Source organism: Bacteroides oleiciplenus YIT 12058 (genome assembly GCF_000315485.1).
GTDB lineage: Bacteria > Bacteroidota > Bacteroidia > Bacteroidales > Bacteroidaceae > Bacteroides > Bacteroides oleiciplenus.
Genome location: NZ_JH992941.1, coordinates 1,125,820 through 1,143,687 on the forward strand (window position 1 = coordinate 1,125,820; position 17,868 = coordinate 1,143,687).

Annotated in this window: 10 protein-coding genes; 8 read left to right on the forward strand and 2 right to left on the reverse strand. The window is 44.8% G+C overall.

The window, feature by feature from the left end:
* Window positions 1-61 precede the first annotated feature (61 nt).
* Complete coding sequence (locus HMPREF9447_RS12035; RefSeq protein ID WP_009130010.1) at window positions 62-3,118, forward strand: SusC/RagA family TonB-linked outer membrane protein; 3,057 nt, start codon at window positions 62-64, stop codon at window positions 3,116-3,118.
* A 13-nt stretch (window positions 3,119-3,131) separates the two neighbouring features.
* The gene (locus HMPREF9447_RS12040) at window positions 3,132-4,769 is read left to right on the forward strand and encodes a RagB/SusD family nutrient uptake outer membrane protein (RefSeq protein WP_009130011.1); all 1,638 of its coding nucleotides are present in this window, start codon (window positions 3,132-3,134) and stop codon (window positions 4,767-4,769) included.
* A gap of 509 nt (window positions 4,770-5,278) precedes the next feature.
* Here HMPREF9447_RS12040 and HMPREF9447_RS12045 read toward each other — a convergent pair.
* Together HMPREF9447_RS12045 and HMPREF9447_RS12050 are read right to left on the reverse strand one after the other, a co-directional pair.
* Entirely contained in the window at window positions 5,279-7,375 is a 2,097-nt protein-coding gene (locus HMPREF9447_RS12045) for a hypothetical protein (RefSeq protein WP_009130012.1), read from the reverse strand.
* 39 nt (window positions 7,376-7,414) lie between these two features.
* Entirely contained in the window at window positions 7,415-7,723 is a 309-nt protein-coding gene (locus tag HMPREF9447_RS12050; RefSeq protein WP_009130013.1) for a hypothetical protein, read from the reverse strand.
* A 403-nt stretch (window positions 7,724-8,126) separates the two neighbouring features.
* Here HMPREF9447_RS12050 and HMPREF9447_RS12055 point away from each other — a divergent pair, with 403 nt between their 5' ends.
* The 6 genes from HMPREF9447_RS12055 (at window position 8,127) to HMPREF9447_RS12080 (ending at window position 17,852) form a co-directional block, all read left to right on the forward strand.
* Window positions 8,127-10,019 carry a glycoside hydrolase family 97 protein gene (locus tag HMPREF9447_RS12055; protein WP_009130014.1) on the forward strand — a complete coding sequence of 631 codons (1,893 nt, stop codon included), beginning with the start codon at window positions 8,127-8,129 and terminating at the stop codon, window positions 10,017-10,019.
* On the forward strand, window positions 10,016-10,237 hold the full coding sequence (locus HMPREF9447_RS12060; protein ID WP_044138060.1) for a beta-galactosidase small subunit-related protein: 222 nt from the start codon (window positions 10,016-10,018) through the stop codon (window positions 10,235-10,237). Before HMPREF9447_RS12055 ends, HMPREF9447_RS12060 begins: the two co-directional genes overlap by 4 nt.
* A 127-nt stretch (window positions 10,238-10,364) precedes the next feature.
* Window positions 10,365-12,809, forward strand: coding sequence for a glycoside hydrolase family 31 protein (locus HMPREF9447_RS12065; RefSeq protein WP_009130016.1), 2,445 nt, complete (start codon window positions 10,365-10,367; stop codon window positions 12,807-12,809).
* A 24-nt stretch (window positions 12,810-12,833) separates the two neighbouring features.
* Complete coding sequence (locus HMPREF9447_RS12070; protein WP_009130017.1) at window positions 12,834-14,219, forward strand: glycoside hydrolase family 43 protein; 1,386 nt, start codon at window positions 12,834-12,836, stop codon at window positions 14,217-14,219.
* A gap of 53 nt (window positions 14,220-14,272) precedes the next feature.
* Window positions 14,273-15,898, forward strand: coding sequence for a glycoside hydrolase family 43 protein (locus tag HMPREF9447_RS12075; RefSeq protein WP_009130018.1), 1,626 nt, complete (start codon window positions 14,273-14,275; stop codon window positions 15,896-15,898).
* 13 nt (window positions 15,899-15,911) lie between these two features.
* Window positions 15,912-17,852, forward strand: coding sequence for a glycoside hydrolase family 97 protein (locus tag HMPREF9447_RS12080; protein ID WP_009130019.1), 1,941 nt, complete (start codon window positions 15,912-15,914; stop codon window positions 17,850-17,852).
* The last annotated feature ends 16 nt before the right edge of the window (window positions 17,853-17,868 follow it).

Genomic DNA, 17,868 nt, shown 5'->3' on the forward strand with positions numbered 1-17,868 from the left:
CATCAAATTGAGATAGTAAACAACACGTTAAACGAATCTTATTATTTAAAATTTAATGCGTATGAAAACAAAATTGCTATTTTTGTTGGCTTTTCTCTTCTGCACCTATACAATATGGGGACAAGGTCAAACCATCAAAGGTAAAGTCACTTCACCCACGGACAATGAACCGATTATTGGCGCTTCGGTCATGGTGAAAGGAACTGTTAATGGAACGATTACCGACATCGACGGTAATTTCCAACTCTCTGCGAACACCAATGCTACATTGGTCATCTCATTTGTAGGGTATATCACCCAAGAAATTTCCCTCAACGGCAAGACAAATGTGGAAGTGCTTCTGAAAGAAGATAACCAAATGCTGGATGATGTGGTGGTAATAGGATACGGTACTCAAAAGAAGGCCGACTTATCCTCTTCTATTGCTGTGCTCAATACAAAGGAACTGGGCAAGGTGCCTGGTGGTTTGTCTGCCGGTTTACAAAGCTCGGTGGCAGGCGTGCAGATGACGAATGGTAGAGTCCGTATTCGCGGTGTGGGTTCTATAAATAATACAGACCCACTCTATGTTGTTGATGGTATGATTGGTGGTTCGGTACCCGATGAAAGTAATATTGCCAGTATTCAAGTATTGAAGGATGCTGCTTCATGTGCCATTTATGGTGCCCGTGGTGCTAATGGTGTCATCGTCATTACAACTAAACGAGGTACTTCCGGTGCTGTGACAGTGGATTATGACGGTTATGTAGGCTGGAAAACCCTTTCACACGAAGTGGATATGCTGAATGGCCAGGAACTGGCAGAGTTGATTAACGAAGCCATGTACAATGGCAATCCTAACCGTACCGACTATTTGGAAGCTCTTTCCAATCCGGCAGCTATCGGCGAGGGATATAATATGCTGGACGAATTGAAGCAAACGGCTTTCTACCAAAAGCATAACCTGTCAGTGAGCGGCGGATCGGACAAGGCAAATTTCCGTGTCAATACCACTTACTCTACTGATGAACCGACATTCATCCGTGAGGAATACAAGAATTACGGTATGCAGTTCATTTCCGACTTTACGAAAGGTAATCTGAAATTGGGAGAAACCGTCCTGATCAAGCGTAATGACCATGACTGGAGCGACTGTAAGATTCTGGGTGCACAGAAGTGGTCATCTACCATGCCTATCTATGATCCGACCAGTGAAACAGGTTTTGCCGGTGCAGGCAATGGTACAGACTGCGGAAACCCGGTGGCTGAATCTTACCTGAACTGGTACAAAGGTGAAGGTACTACCATCAATGGTAACATATGGGCCACTTACGAATTTATTCCCGGATTAAAATACAAATTCAATATGGGTGTGGACATGTACCGTTATATGCAGCAACACTATATTGCCGACTACACTATTCCTTATGAAACTCATAGTCCGGATGAATATACCATGTCCAGCACCAAGACAAACCGTTACTTGTACGAGAATACTCTGACTTATGACAAAGTAATCGGTAAGCACAGCATTAATGCTCTTGTCGGCATCACCTCCGAAGAGACCAAGGGACTGGGACTGAACGCCGGAGCACGTGCCATGCCAAGTCCGGACATATTGATTCTGGGTTCTACTCAGGATAACTCTTCTAAGGTAGTCGGTTCTTCCATCAACCGTTCATCCATGTTCTCTATATTGGGACGTGTGAACTATAGTTATGACAGCAAGTATATGTTGACTTTCAATTTTCGCCGTGATGGTTCTTCCAACTTCAGCAAGAATAACCGCTATGGTAACTTCCCCTCTGTATCTGCCGCATGGCGCATCAACCAGGAAAAATTCATGAAGAAGCTTGACTGGATCAGCGACTTGAAAATCCGTGCCAGTTGGGGTATGCTGGGTAATTCCAACATCAATCCCTACCAATACCAGAGTACTGTAAACTTCAACTATATCTGGTATTATCTGAATGACAGCAGAGTATCCGGAGCACTACCCACTACGCCGTCCAATCCGGATGTAAAATGGGAAACTCAGTATTCTACCGACTTTGGTTTCGACCTTGCGGTATTGGATAACCGCTTGTCGTTGACAGTTGACTATTATTATAAGAAGACAAAGGACATGTTGATTGAAGTTCCTATTTCTTATTCAACCGGTTATATGGGGACTTTCCCGACGCTGAATGCCGGTAGTATCGAGAACCAAGGTGTTGAATTGGCTTTGACGTATCGCAACCACATTGGAAACTGGGACTATTCTGTGTCCGGTAACCTTTCTACCGTGAAGAACAAGGTGCTTGACCTGGGAAGCAATAACGCTATCTTTGCATCAAACAGTGTGACAAAGACTGCCGTAGGGCACTCCATCGGTCAGTTCTATGGTTATGTTACTGACGGATTGTTCCAGAGCGATGCCGAAGTGCAGGCTTATCGCAACTCGAAAGGTGAATTGATTCAGCCCAATGCTGCCGCCGGCGACATCCGTTTCAAGGATTTGGATGGTAATGGCCAACTGACGGATGAAGATAAAACTTACATCGGTAATCCTATCCCTGATTTCACCTATGGTCTGAGTGCCGACGTCAGCTATGAGGGAAGTTTCGGTACTATTGACTTCTCAATGATTTGGCAAGGCTCGCAAGGCAATGATATTTTCAACTATAGTCGTGTGGACAATGAAGGCATGCACCATTATTATAACAACACAAAAGAAACTCTGAACCGTTTCCGTGCTGAAGATTTGACTTTCGTTAATCCTGTATCGGGCGTCACTACTTTCTACCCGAAGAATACGGATACCAACATGCCGCGTGCCGTCATTGGCGACCCCAACCAGAACCGCCGTTTATCCGACCGTTACGTGGAAGACGGATCTTATCTGCGTCTGAAGGCTATCACACTGGGTTATACATTCCAGAAGACACTGTTGAGTAAATATGGCATAGAAAAACTGCGTTTCTATCTGGGTGCCAAGAATTTGCTGACCTTTACTTCCTATAGCGGATATGACCCTGAAGTAGGTGACCAGAATCGTTATGGCACTAATCTGACCAGAGGCGTGGACGGTATGTCTCTTTGGGATCCGACTTTCCCCAATACACGTGAGTTTTATATGGGTTTACAGTTGACTTTTTAAATAATAGCAAGATATGATTTCAAAAAAGAATATATTACGGACTTATGTGGCACTCGCTGTTGTACCTTTCGTCAGCAGTTGTATGCCCAATATGGATTTAAATAATCCGGAACAGCTTTCAGTTGATACTTATTATAAAACCGAAGCCCAGCTTGAGGCGGCTGTCATTCCGGCTTACGAGGCTCTGATTGGCCAGAACCAGGGAGGATATGCCCGCGCATTGTACTATAACCTGATGGCCCCGGGCGATGACTACGACAAAACCTTCAAGTGGTCCAACCTCTATCAGGACACTTATACCACTCCCGCCAATGAAGCACTATTGAAAAGTTCATGGCAGGATCTGTTCAACGGCGTATTTGCTGCCAATCTGGCCATCGAAAAGATAACAGGATTTGAGGGGAGCATTGATTCCTCCAAGAAAGACCGCCTGCTGGGTGAGGCCTATTTCCTGCGTGCACTGAACTACATGCATCTGGTACAGTTGTTCGGTGAGACTATCCCTTATTGGGATCATTCCATCATTGATGCTGCCGAATATTATCCCGGTAATGCGGAGAACGGGAAGATTTATGCACTGATTATTTCGGACTTCAGCAAGGCTGCCGAACTACTTCCATTGCGTAGTACCCTCTATGCCGATGTAGCCAACAAGGGACGTGCCACGAAGGGGGCAGCTCAGGCCTATCTGGCAAAAGCATATTTATACCGTCCTATTCTGGAACGTGGACAGGCTGCCGAGTTCAGTAAGGCCGCCGAAGCACTGAAAAAAGTGATTGATAGCAATGAGTACCGTCTGATGGACAACTTCCGCGAAAACTCCATGTGGGGGACTGACCATGAGAACAATGCCGAGTCGGTCTTTGAAATACAAATGTTCAACGGTCCTGACTGGATGGGAGGTGATAAGTCTGACTCCTGGAGATGGCAGGAAATAGGTGTACCTGATGGTACTGGAGGTGCCTGGTGGAATCTGGCTCCCAACCAACGCACCTTTGATGAATTTGAAGAGGGCGACCCGCGTAAGTTTATGACGTTGTGGTGTCCGGGCGGAGCCTATTATACGGAAATCAGTGGTAATGTGGCGGACTGGGATTATATGATCAATCATTTGTCGTCAGACAAGCACCTGTATGGCACCCGCAAGGAGTGTCCCGACTATCAGATTGCGGACGCTGATAATGAAATTAATACCCGCTTGATGCGTTACTCCGATGTACTTCTGATGTACGCCGAATGTTTGAGTGAACTGGGTAATGACAGCAAACCTGTAACAGATCCATCCGGCCCGAAGTATTACATTCAGCAGGTACGTGACCGTGCCAACAAGGTGGTTCCATCTGAACAACCGCATTTGTGGTACCAGCATGATCCGGGTTACATTCTTACTGTGGATGAGTTATTGGCAAGCGGCAAAATAATCAATGGTGTGCCTATGAATAGTATAAAGAATATCATCGTCCACGAACGCTTTGTAGAGTTCTGTGGTGAGTACTTGCGCTATTTTGACCTTCTTCGCTGGGGTATGGCAGATTCCAGTTGGCTGTCATCCATTCAGGCTTTGGGATGGAGTGAAAAGGCGATGTATTATCCCTTCCCCGAAGAAGAATTGGCTAACAATCCGAACCTGAAAGGGAATGCTATGAACTGATATTGTATCTTTATTTAGTTGAAAAAGAAAGATATGTTGTTTCCTATTAATAGAGGGCGAATGACAACTAGCCAACTTTGCATCCGTTCCCATTAGCAGAAACGCTCGTTCCCATAAGGAGAAACGAGCGTTTCCATTAAAGGAAACTGTAGTTCCCATTGGAGGGAACTATCGTTCCCAAGCCTAGGAAACGACAGTTTCTAAGTGTAGAAACGACCGTTTCCTACTATAAGGAAACTGCAATGTGACTATATTACAATGAAATGATATTATAGAACTGGAAGCACCTTTATGCTGATAGAATCAGTTATAGTTCCCCAATGAAGTAGAGTATTGCGGAGACGCTTACGAAAACAATAAAGGCAGGTGTAGGCAATCAATTTGCCTACACCTGCCTTCACTTTGCCTACACCCATTAGTCTGCTATATATCAGTGATTTATATGATGGGTGTAGGAGTGCATGCAGAAATGCAAAAAAACTGTTTTTGTTTTTAGGTTTGTTTTAGCATTATTTGACCTCTGCCACAAGAGGACTGAACGCAACCTTGTATGTTTTGATTAACCCCTTATAGTCGAATTTCACAATAGCAGTTCCGGAAACCGATGTTGCCTGGATAATCTCTACTTTTACATTCTTATCAGTCGCTGATGCCGACACAGCAGGGATTCCGGTAGTTTCGGCCGGAAGCTTGTAGGTAGTCTCATAGATATCATAGCCGGTAATACCATTGCTTTCGGTGGAACGCACAGGGGTTGCCGGTATTTCGATAGCTTGTCCGTTGACCTCTATTTTTACTTCGGGGGCAATCGGGCGGATAATCTTCTTCTTGTTTGAACTGAATCCCAATCCGGCCAAATCGAAAAGATTACCGGCTTCTTCACTCTCAGCAACGAGGTAAATTGCATGTTTTTTGTCCAAGTGGTCAACAAACTTCGATACATCAATTGTAAATTGTGTCGTTTCCTGTACCGAATTGGCGGGAATAACTATTTCACCTATCTTCGTTCCTTTCCAAGTTTTGTTATCCCACGGACCGTCTAACCAAACGTTCACTTTAAACGTCTTTGATGTTTTCGGTGCAAGGAAGAGGTTGAAGGCTGTTTTGTTTCCCTTTTTGGTTCCTTCGAAAGCTTTCAGGCCCAGTTTATCTTTATTCAATCCGCCGAAACCGAAGTACTTATATCCTATTATATGGCCGTTCTTCACGTTTGTGATAGGAGCGTGGTTATCCCAGATGTCCCATGAATCCTGTTGGATACGTCCGTCGGAGAGATAACATGCAAATCCTGCGGAATAATACTGATAAGGATCAAGACCAAATATATGGAATCCTTCCGAAGTTACTTCCGCTCCTTTGTATTCATTTCCCTGGCTGTCTTTGGCTGTCCAGATATTATCTTTTGCATATGGATCGTAAGCTCTGATGGAAACCTTGCCGCCTTCTGACACCGGCTTTTTATCCCATTCCACATGAATCGGAGCTACCATAGACTGGCGTGCGTTTCCGAATCCACGAGGTGGGCGGTGATAGAATACGTACCATTGTCCGTTGATGAGCTCTATACTTCCATGCGTATTGTGCCCTGCATTAGTCGTTTGTAACTGTGAACCGTCCTGGTTTAGCACCGGTGCACGAGAGTCGACCAGAACGCCGCCGCTTTTCCACGGACCCAGTGGAGAATCACCATAAGCGTAACGTAAAGTGGAGTTGGAACTGCCCAATCCATAGTCGGGACCTGAATGTCCGCTATAGATGGTCACATATTTATTTCCAATCTTACGTATGGATGAGGCTTCAAAGAAGTTGAATGCTTCAAGGTCTTCTCCGGGAAAGATGTGCGGATATGAAATATTCTTCGGCCCGCGGTTGTTGCCTCTGCGGACGCCTGCCGGCATGAAATAGGGGATAACCTCTGTTCCGGGGCGTACGGAATACATGGTGTTCTGATCCAGTTGGGCGGCTAATGAACGTTGAAATCCCCAATATCCATAGGCTCTGAATCCGATTTCATAATCAGGGTCGTTGGGGTCTGTGATGTATTCGATATATACAGACGGGTCGAATCCCAGAATGCTTCCGGGCAGGGTTTTTGTGCCGTCGGCGGTCAGGTTGACGGGTGTAAAAGGTCCGTCGGGGCGGCTTCCTTTAGCCACCATCGCTTCCCTGTCTCTGCCGCGGCTGTGCGGGAACAGATAATATTCTTTCGTGCCGTCCTTTCTTTTCACTTCAACAAGGTCGGGAGCGTACATCACATCCCATTGTCCTCCTACCTGATAGGTGAAGATGGGCCCTTCGTCACGCCAGCTTGATAAATCTTCCACGGGTGCCGACCACATTCTGATGTCCGGCCCGCAATAACTACCGAAACGGACATCGTGCGAACCGATGATGTAAGCGCGAAACTTTCCCGGATTATCGGGATCTTCAAAAACACGGGGTTCTCCGTCCGGCAGATGCTCCCATAACGGCAGATAAGGATTGCCGGCTCCGTGATAAACAAACTTGGACGTTTTTGGCTGATTATTATTACCGGCTATTGCTTTTGTTATTGCAAACATAGGAACGATAGCAAATAATAATAAAGTGACTTGAATTCTTTTCATAACCAATCTAATCTTTTTTATACGTAAATATTTATGTTATTATTTGTTCAATAAGACACTGTGCGACAAAAGTAAGCTATCGAGGCATGAGTGGCTTTTGATATTAGATATTTGAATTTTAAAATCAGATATATCTGTGATAATCCTTTCGGCTTCGAAAGCTTTGAGCGCACCGCTGTTAAATCCGGCTGAGGGCATATTGCCATCGAGCATTACCACTAACATAGGTGTGGCTATTCCTGCCTTTTCAACATCAAAACCAGTCCGGGAATGGGGGATAGGGCCTTGAGCCCATGTTCCTAAAGAGTACGCCAATGCGCATACTAAGAGAATTGCTATGTGTTTCATGATATTAATTTTTATATTACAAATGTACCCCATTCCCTTTTACCCGTCCAATAGTTATGTTACACGTTTGTTTTCTGTTGTTACATCATTGTTAAAATGTAGTTTAGGGATGTTACATCAGGTTCTCCGGTTTTCCCCTATAATCAGTTGTATTTGAGCTGTTTATTCATAAAGCTTTCTGAACGTGTTCATAAAGCTTCCGGAGCGCGTTCGGAAAGCTTTCCGATTGTGTTCCAGAAGCTTCGGGAATACATTCAATAGGAAAAGGGGACAAATGGACTGGGTATGCCAGCAGGCTAATATTATCTGAAATTGAAAATGGATTATCTAAAATTGCAACCCCCTTGAGGGATATCCGCTTATCTTTGCTCCATGTAATATCTGACGATAAAAGAGAGAAATTATGAATTTACTAAGAAAAACATGGATGATGCTGGTTGCCGTTATGATTAGCTCGTGTCATACGGAAACACTTGACATTGTTTCTCCTGACGGAGACCTGAAGGTCACAATGGAACCCGCCGAAGAAAATGCTTATGGTGAAGCTGCCTTTTCAGTGGACTATAAGGGAGGGCGTATTCTTTCTCAATCACAATTAGGGTTGGAAACCGATACACAGAAGTTGGTAGGAAACCTGAAATTGAAATCCGTTTCCGCAGTGAAGCGTGTGACCGATGACTACAACATGATAACAGGAAAACGGAGCCATTGTGTGAATGAAGCTTCCGAGCGAATCTATTCCTTTGAAAACGAAGTGGGACAGACATTGGAAGTTACATTCAGAGTCTATAATGACGGCTTGGCTTTTAAATACGGAATAAATGCCGTTGTCGATGAAGAAAACATCATCCGTGAGCATACCACATATACCGTTCCGAAAGGTGCCAGAAGATGGATGCAGCAGTACGACCCGGGCTACGAAAAGTTCTTTCCCCTATCGACAGATGGAAAACTCACCAATCGTCCGGAGGTTGATCTATGGGGATATCCCGCACTTGTAGAACCGCAGGATTCAGTGTTTGTGTTGATAACAGAAGCAAATATCAGGCGCGGGCATTGCGGCTCTCTTTTGTATAATGGGGGGCAGCGCGATAGCTATCAGGTGCGCTTGGCCGATAAACAGTCGGTTGGCGATGGCCTGTGGGAATCTCCCTGGCGGCTGCTTATTATAGGAGACTTGTCCGATGTGGTGGAGTCCACATTGGTGACCGATGTCTCCGACCCTTCCAAAGTGGAGGATACGGAATGGATAAACCCCGGCATGGTGTCGTGGATATACTGGGCGCACAATCACGGTTCCAAGGATTATCAGATAGTGAAAGAATACATCGACTTGGCCACCCGCATGAAGTGGCCCTATGACCTGATTGACTGGGAATGGGATGAAATGGGCAATGGAGGCAATCTTCAGGATGCCGTGAAGTATGCTCTGGAACAGGGTATTAAACCGTTGCTATGGTATAATTCGAGTACAAGCTGGCTTGGTCCCGGCCCTTTATATCGGCTGAATAAGAAAGAAGACCGGGAGAAGGAATATAAATGGCTGAGTGACATGGGAGTTGCCGGTATCAAAGTAGACTTCTTCACGGGCGATAGTGTTGCCACCATGAACTATTATATGGATTTGCTGGAGGATGCGGTGAAGTACAAGCTGATGCTTAACTTCCATGGTGCCACCATCCCTCGCGGCTGGCAACGCACATATCCCCACCTGATGTCGGTGGAGGGAGTGTATGGTGCCGAGTGGTATAACAATAATTCGATACTGACCAACCGGGCGGCCGAACATAATGCCACGTTGCCTTTCACAAGAAACGTTGTAGGGCCGATGGACTATACTCCGGGAACTTTTTCCGATTCACAGCATCCGCATATCACATCGCACGGGCATGAACTTGCACTGCCCGTGATTTTCGAATCGGCTTTGCAGCACATGCCCGACAGGCCTTCGGTTTATGATAACTTGCCGGAAGCAGTAAAACATCTTCTGTCTGAATTACCCACTGCCTGGGATGATACGAAACTTTTGGCCGGTTATCCCGGAGTAGAAGTTGTCATGGCACGGCGTAAAGGTGATGTATGGTATATTGCGGGCATCAATGGCACCAATGAGCCGAGGACGCTCCGTGCACCTCTGGCGGCTATTTCAGTAAGTGGCAAACAAATGTCTTTGTTTAAAGATGGCACCGATGACAGAAGCTTTGCTATTGAAGAAAACATTCCCTTGTCGGACGAAGAAACCGGCTTAGAGATAAAGTGTTTACCACGCGGTGGTTTTGTAGCTGTAATAAGATGATGAAAACAAAATATTTGAGGCTTTTGCCTGTGATATGTCTTGCGTTTCAGGTACACGCTCAGCAATTACCCGAACGTGATTATCTGAATGTGAATATCGATTTGAATATCCATGGTGTGGGAGGGGTTGACTCTTGGGGTGCAAGAATGTTGGATGAATATACGATTGATGGCAATCAGGTCTATTATTACGGCTATGTAATGGAGTATTCCGATTGATAGTCGTTTATTTATCTAAAGTTGATACTCAAATATCTAAAATTAAAAAGGATACAAGTGGCATACAGCTATTTTTGTATCACATAAAGTTATGGAATATTTTAATCACTAAATATAATAAGTAACCATGAAATCAATTAAAAGTGTATTGATATTAATGGCGCTGTGTTGTTGTACTTCTCTTATAGGGCAAGATTATCAGCAGACTCCCGAGGGACTTAAGGCGACCGTTAATTCTGTAGATGTGGAGTTACAATTCTACACTCCGTCAATTGTAAGAATTCTGAAATCTCCTGATGGCTGGAAGTATGTGAAAGAGAGCCTCTCGGTAATAGAGGCTCCTCAGAAAGTGAAACCTGCCATTACCAAGGAAGGTAATACTGTTAGACTGAAAAGTAGTGAAATGGAGGTTACTCTTAATTTGGAGTCAGGCATTGTGGCTTTCTTCAATACTAAAGGAGAGCCTTTGCTTTGTGAAAAAGGAAAGCCGGAGTTTACTGATTTCAATGATGCAGGCACGAAAACATTCGCTGTTAAACAGACATTCCTTTTAGATAAGGATGAGCCTCTTTATGGATTAGGTATTCTTCAGAATGGGAAAATGTCACAACGTAACCAAACTAAGCATCTTGTGCAGGGCAATGTGGAAGACGTAGTCCCATTCGTGCAGTCGGTGAAGGGATACGGTCTTTTCTGGGATAACTATTCACCAACCAATTTTGCTGATAAACCGGAAGGAACCTCTTTCCAGTCCGAAGTGGGAGATTGCATCGACTATTACTTCATGTATGGCGGAAATGCCGACGGCGTAGTTGCACAGATGCGTGCGCTGACCGGACAGGTTCCCATGTTCCCCCTCTGGACCTACGGTTATTTCCAAAGCAAAGAACGCTACAAGAGCCAGGAAGAAACGGTGGGTGTGGTACGGAAATACCGCGAACTGGGTGTTCCTCTCGACGGAATCATTCAGGATTGGCAATACTGGGGACACAACTATTTGTGGAATGCCATGGACTTCAAGAATCCATTGTTCAGCGAGCCGCAAAAGATGATTAATGATGTACACGGAATGAATGCGCACATGTTGATTTCTATCTGGTCTTCGTTTGGACCGATGACCAAACCTTACAGAGAACTGGATAAGAAAGGTATGCTGTTTAATTTCTCTACATGGCCCCAGTCGGGACTCGAAACGTGGCCGCCCGACATGGAATATCCTTCCGGAGTACGCGTATACGATGCCTATAATCCGAAAGCTCGTGATATTTATTGGAAATACCTGAATGAAGGCATCTTCAAATTGGGCATGGATGGCTGGTGGATGGATTCTACGGAGCCCGACCATTTGGACTGGAAGCCGGAAGACTTTAATACGAAGACTTATCTGGGTTCGTTCCGCAAAGTGCGCAATGCTTATCCGTTGTTGGCGGTGGGTGGAGTCTATGATAACCAGCGTGCCGTAACTTCCGATAAACGCGTCTTTATTCTCACACGTTCCGTCTTTGCCGGACAGCAGCGCTACGGAGCCAATGTATGGTCGGGGGATATCGGTTCTTCCTGGGAGTCACTGCGTAATCAGATTCCGGCGGGTTTGAACTTTACTCTTACCGGAAATCCTAATTTCAACACTGATATAGGTGGTTTCTTTGCCGGACATTATAACAAGAGTTGGAATGACGGAAGCGCAACCAAGAATCCGATGTTCCAGGAATTATATGTACGTTGGTTGCAATTCGGGACGTTTACTCCGATGATGCGTTCTCATGGAGCTGATACGCCGAGAGAAATTTATCAATTCGGGAAAAAAGGCGAACCAGTATATGATGCTATTGAGAAGATGATTAGCCTGCGTTATTCGTTGCTGCCTTATATATATTCCACTTCGTGGGAAGTGACCGAACGCCAATCGAGCTTTATGCGTGCTTTGGTGATGGATTTCGCTGACGACAAGAGTGTATGGGATATAAAAGACCAGTATATGTTTGGCAAATCCTTCCTTGTAGCGCCGGTGGTCAGTGCGCAGTATACTCCGGAAAAGGTAGTAAAGGTAAATGAGAATGATGGCTGGAACAGAAATAATGCTCAGAAATTTGAGGATAAAGCCCCGGTAGATTTTATGCAAGCTAAGTCCGCAGAGGTATATTTGCCGGCAGGTGCTACCTGGTATGACTTCTGGACGAATGAAAAGTATGACGGTGGACAGAAAGTAAAAAAGGAAACGACTATTGACGTCATTCCGTTGTACGTCAAGGCAGGCAGCATCATTCCAATGGGGCCTAAAGTGCAGTATGCAACGGAGAAACCGTGGGATAATCTTGAATTGAGAGTATATGTCGGTGCCGATGGTTCCTTTGTTCTGTATGAAGATGAGTTCGATAATTATAACTATGAACTGGGGGCATATACAGAAATTCCCATCGCATGGAACAACGCTTCCCGCCAGTTGACGATAGGAGCGCGGAAGGGTGCATACAAAGGAATGTTGAATAATAGAAAGTTCACAGTCGTACTTCAGGATGGAACCCGGAAGGTCGTTGATTACAACGGGAAAAGAGTGAGTGTGAAATTTTAATGTTGACTTTAAATATCAGTAACAATGAAGAAACTTATTTTACCCGGATTGACGGCAGCTATACTGTTTATGGCTTCTCCTCAGGAGCACCTGAATGCCCAGACTCCGATTATACAGACCAAATTCACTGCCGACCCTGCGCCAATGGTGCACAAGGGTACAGTATACCTTTATACTACCCATGACGAAGATTATGCTCCTGAAGGAATGGCAGGCTTCCGCATGAAAGAATGGTTGTTGTATACCAGCACCGACATGGTGAACTGGACGGATCATGGGACCATAGCCAATTTATATAACTTTAAATGGGCTGACCCTGCCGTATCAGGTTGGGGAGGATTTGAGAATGGTGCCTGGGCGCCTCAGTGCATCGAGCGTAATGGAAAGTTCTATTTGTATTGCCCCGTACAGGGGCGAGGAATCGGTGTGCTGGTTGCAGATAACCCCTTTGGCCCTTTTACCGATCCTCTCGGAAAACCTTTGATTGGTGCCGAGTATGACAGTATTGACCCGAGTGTATTGATAGACGATGATGGACAGGCGTATTTATATTGGGGAAATCCTAATCTCTGGTATGTGAAACTGAATGAAGATATGATATCCTGTGCGGGAGAAATTACGAAGGATAAATTAATCCGGAAGGTAGAAAATCAGAAGGACCCTTATCATTTTCAGGAGGGTCCTTGGGCATACAAGAAGAATGGACACTATTATATGGCTTATGCAAGTACATGCTGTCCGGAAGGTATCGGTTATGCAATGGGCCCCGGACCGGTAGGCCCTTGGGAATTTAAGGGTTATATAATGAAGCCTAATGGGAAGTCCTCCGGAAACCATCCGGGCATCATTGATTATAAAGGTAAATCTTATGTGTTCGGGTTTAACTACCGTTTGAACTTCATGATAACCGACAAGCATCATGAACGCCGTTCTATATGTGTGGCCGAGTTGGAGTATAATCCCGATGGCACAATCAAGGAACTGCCCTGGTGGGATGACGGTGTCGGGGTTGAACCTGTCGGTACATTGAATCCATACAAGCGGACTGAGGCGGAAACAATGGCCTGGAGTCAGGGACTTAAGACCGCCAAGGACGATGAAAGCGGGATGTATGTTACTTCCATTCATAACAGGGATTTCCTTCAAGTGAAAGCGGTTGACTTCGGCAAAGGGGCAAAGACATTTGAAGTCCGTGCGGCTACGATAACCAAAGGAAAGATTGAAATCCGCTTGGATGACCTTGACGGTACATTGCTGGGGGTATGCGATATCAGCAATACCGGTGGCTGGAATACGTGGAAAACCTTTGTTACTGATGTGGAAAAGGTGGGTGGAGTTCACGATCTGTACCTTGTATTTAGAGGAGGAGACGGAGAGATGTTCAACATAGACTATTGGAGATTCAAGTAGATGGCTGGGAAACTACGTTAGAAATAAATCGTAAATAAATATATATCTATATCATGAAAAAGATGATGTTGGCATGGCTGACTGTTGCTTCATTACTGATGGGGTGTTCCGGTTCGGAAATGTCGGTGAAGGGAACGTTTCGTAATCCGGTGGTTTATGCCGATATACCGGACATATCCATTACACGTGCGGGAGAATATTACTACATGATAAGTACCACTATGCACTTGATGCCCGGCGGGCCTGTTATGAGATCAAAAGATCTGGTGAATTGGGAAACAGTGAGCTATGTCTTCGATAAACTGACTGATAACTCAAAGTATGATTTGATTGGTGGGACTGTTTATGGACGTGGACAATGGGCGTCGTCCATACGCTATCATAATGGGAAGTTTTATGTATTGTTCTCACCAAACGATGTACCTTACCGGTCGTATATATTCACGGCGGACGATCCCGCCGGAAAGTGGGAACTATTATCGAGAACACAGCATTTCCATGATGCCTCTTTGTTTTTTGATGATGACGGACGGGTATATGTATTCTATGGAACCGGTGACTTGAAGGAGTTAAAGGGTGACTTATCGGATGTGAAACCCGATGGAGTCAGTATGAAGATATTCGAGCGGGATGCTGATGAACAGGGGCTATTGGAAGGAAGCCAGGTTGTGAAGCATAACGGGAAGTATTACTTGTTGATGATCTCCATGGACTGGAGCATCCCCGGCCGGGTGCGTAGGGAAGTATGTTACCGTGCGGACAAGATTACAGGACCTTATGAGAAAAAGGTTATCCTGGAACATGATTTTGACGGTTACGGAGGAGTAGGCCAAGGCTGTATTATTGACTCGGAAAAAGGAGACTGGTATGGGGTTATTTTTCAGGACCGCGGAGGAATAGGCCGGGTGCCTACTCTGATGCCCTGCCGTTGGGTGGACGGATGGCCGATGCTTGGAGATGAAAACGGTCATGTACCCTTGACGATGGAGAAAGAAATATATCCGGCTGAAAATATGAAAGGAATACTTGGAAGTGATGACTTCAACACCGAGAAACTTTCACTCTACTGGCAATGGAATCATAATCCGGTAGATGATAAATGGTCTTTGACAGAGCGTCCGGGTTATCTGCGATTAAAGACCAGCCGGGTGGTTGATAATCTGTATTTAGCTCCGAATACGATTACGCAACGTATGGAAGGCCCGAAATGCAGCGCTACCATTTCACTCGATGTTTCTCATATGATGGATGGGGATGTAGCCGGATTCAGTGCATTCAACGGACATTCCGGGCTTTTGTCAGTGGTGAAGGAAGGTGATGCAAAGCGCTTGGTTATGTCTACCAATGTTGTCAATTTTGATAATACTCCCAATAAAGCAGTGGCCAGTGTGGATATAGAAGAAAAAGAACAGGTAGATTTTAATCAGGATGTCATTTATCTGCGTATAGAAGGTGATTTCACTCCGAAACGCGATATTGCTACTTTCTATTACAGTTTGGATAATAAGGAATGGAAAAAGATAGGAACGGATTTCAAAATGCGTTTCGATTATATGAAGCTCTTCATGGGCAGTAAATTTGCTATCTTCAACTATGCAACGAAATCGTTGGGAGGTTACGTAGACGTTGATTACTTTGACTATGAGAGAGCTAATGATAGAGTAACTATTAATAAATAATATCTGGATATTCATGAAACACTTTTTAGTTATAGCAGCACTATTGATTTGCAGTGCAATAAAAGCAGAAGAGAAACAAATTACAAGCCCGGATGGGAAAATATTGGTAACCATCTCTGATAAGAATGGGCAACCTACTTATAGCATCAGCTATAATGGCACTCCTTTTATCAATTCTTCTCCTTTAGGACTTGTTACTAATATCGGTGATTTTTCCCGGGAGATGTCTTTGGGGCAGAATGTCCGTTCGAACAGAATTGATGAGAACTATACATTGCCTAATATAAAGCAGAGCAATGTGCACTATGTGGCTACAGAGGCTGTATACCAGTTTAGCCAGCAAGGTAAAGCTATTTATGATGTCATTTTTCGCATAAGTGACCGGGATGTTGCTTTCAAGTATAAAATGTATTCGCAAAAAGAGACCTTATCCTGCATTGTGAAGGAGGAGGTTACAGGCTTTGTATTACCTGACGGAAGTACGACTTTTTTGTGTCCGCAAAGTAAACCTATGGGAGGATTTGCCCGCACCTCACCCAGCTACGAAACACCCTATAAAGCAGATGACCCCATGGGCAAGAATGGATGGGGCGAAGGCTATACCTTTCCTTGTCTGTTTCGTAACAGTGACAAAGGATGGATACTTATTTCGGAAACAGGTGTAGATAGCAAATATTGCGGAAGCCGTTTGCTGGGACATGAAAATGGACTGTATACGATTGGCTTTCCCCAAGAAGGTGAAATGAATGGAAACGGTACAACTGCTCCCGGGCTTGCATTACCGGGAGAAACGCCTTGGAGGACGATAACTTTAGGTGAAACTTTAGCTCCGATTGTTGAAACAACGGTTTCCTTTGATGTTGTAAAGTCACTATATGCAGCGTCCGGAAAATATGAATACGGCAGAGGTTCCTGGAGCTGGATTATCGGTATGGATGGAAGTACGAATTATGAAGAGCAATTGCGCTATATTGATTTCTCGGCGGCAATGGGGTATCAGTCTGTATTGGTAGATGCATTGTGGGATAGGCAAATTGGATATGATAAGATTGAGCAGTTGGCTAAATATGGAGCGCAGAAAGGGGTAAGCCTCTATCTGTGGTATAACTCTAACGGATACTGGAATGATGCTCCACAATCACCCCGTGGCATTATGGACAATGCGATAGCTCGGCGTAAAGAGATGAAATGGATGCAAAGCATTGGAATACGTGGCATAAAGGTTGACTTCTTTGGTGGTGATAAGCAAGTTACCATGCAACTGTATGAAGATATTCTTGCTGATGCCAATGAATACGGGTTGCTGGTGATTTTCCACGGATGTACTTTGCCTCGCGGCTGGGAACGTATGTATCCTAACTATGCGTCGAGTGAAGCAGTATTGGCGAGTGAAAACCTGCATTTCTCCCAGGGAAGCTGTGACAGCGAAGCTTTCAATGCCTGCCTGCATCCGTTTATCCGTAATACGGTGGGTAGCATGGACTTTGGGGGTAGTGCACTGAATAAATATTATAACTCGGATAATGCTCCACGAGGCAGTCGGCGTATGACTTCTGACGTGTTTGCTTTGGCTACTGCAGTATTGTTTCAAAGTCCGGTGCAACATTTTGCCTTGGCTCCGAATAACCTGACGGATGCTCCGGAATGGGCGATAGGCTTCATGAAAGAAGTTCCTACCACATGGGATGAAGTACGTTTTATTGATGGCTATCCCGGGAAATACGTAGTTATGGCTCGCAGGCATGGAGATAAATGGTATATTGCAGGGGTTAATGCTCAGAAAGAAACTGTAAAGCTGAAGATTGCCTTACCGATGTTTATGCCTGGCAATCAGGTACGTGTATTCAGTGATAATGAGGAATTGCAAGGAAATGTAAAACAAGTAAAGGTAAATAAGAAACAGGAGTTGCAATTGACAATGCCTTGCAATGGTGGAATATTAATTGTAGAATAATCAAACTAAAAAAGCA

Excerpts from the sequence above, each read along its gene's own strand:
- HMPREF9447_RS12035 (WP_009130010.1), top strand. The coding sequence starts at position 62 with ATGAAAACAAAATTGCTATTTTTGTTGGCTTTTCTCTTCTGCACCTAT.
- HMPREF9447_RS12040 (WP_009130011.1), top strand. The coding sequence starts at position 3,132 with ATGATTTCAAAAAAGAATATATTACGGACTTATGTGGCACTCGCTGTT.
- HMPREF9447_RS12045 (WP_009130012.1), bottom strand. The coding sequence starts at position 7,375 with ATGAAAAGAATTCAAGTCACTTTATTATTATTTGCTATCGTTCCTATG.
- HMPREF9447_RS12050 (WP_009130013.1), bottom strand. The coding sequence starts at position 7,723 with ATGAAACACATAGCAATTCTCTTAGTATGCGCATTGGCGTACTCTTTA.
- HMPREF9447_RS12055 (WP_009130014.1), top strand. The coding sequence starts at position 8,127 with ATGAATTTACTAAGAAAAACATGGATGATGCTGGTTGCCGTTATGATT.
- HMPREF9447_RS12060 (WP_044138060.1), top strand. The coding sequence starts at position 10,016 with ATGATGAAAACAAAATATTTGAGGCTTTTGCCTGTGATATGTCTTGCG.
- HMPREF9447_RS12065 (WP_009130016.1), top strand. The coding sequence starts at position 10,365 with ATGAAATCAATTAAAAGTGTATTGATATTAATGGCGCTGTGTTGTTGT.
- HMPREF9447_RS12070 (WP_009130017.1), top strand. The coding sequence starts at position 12,834 with ATGAAGAAACTTATTTTACCCGGATTGACGGCAGCTATACTGTTTATG.
- HMPREF9447_RS12075 (WP_009130018.1), top strand. The coding sequence starts at position 14,273 with ATGAAAAAGATGATGTTGGCATGGCTGACTGTTGCTTCATTACTGATG.
- HMPREF9447_RS12080 (WP_009130019.1), top strand. The coding sequence starts at position 15,912 with ATGAAACACTTTTTAGTTATAGCAGCACTATTGATTTGCAGTGCAATA.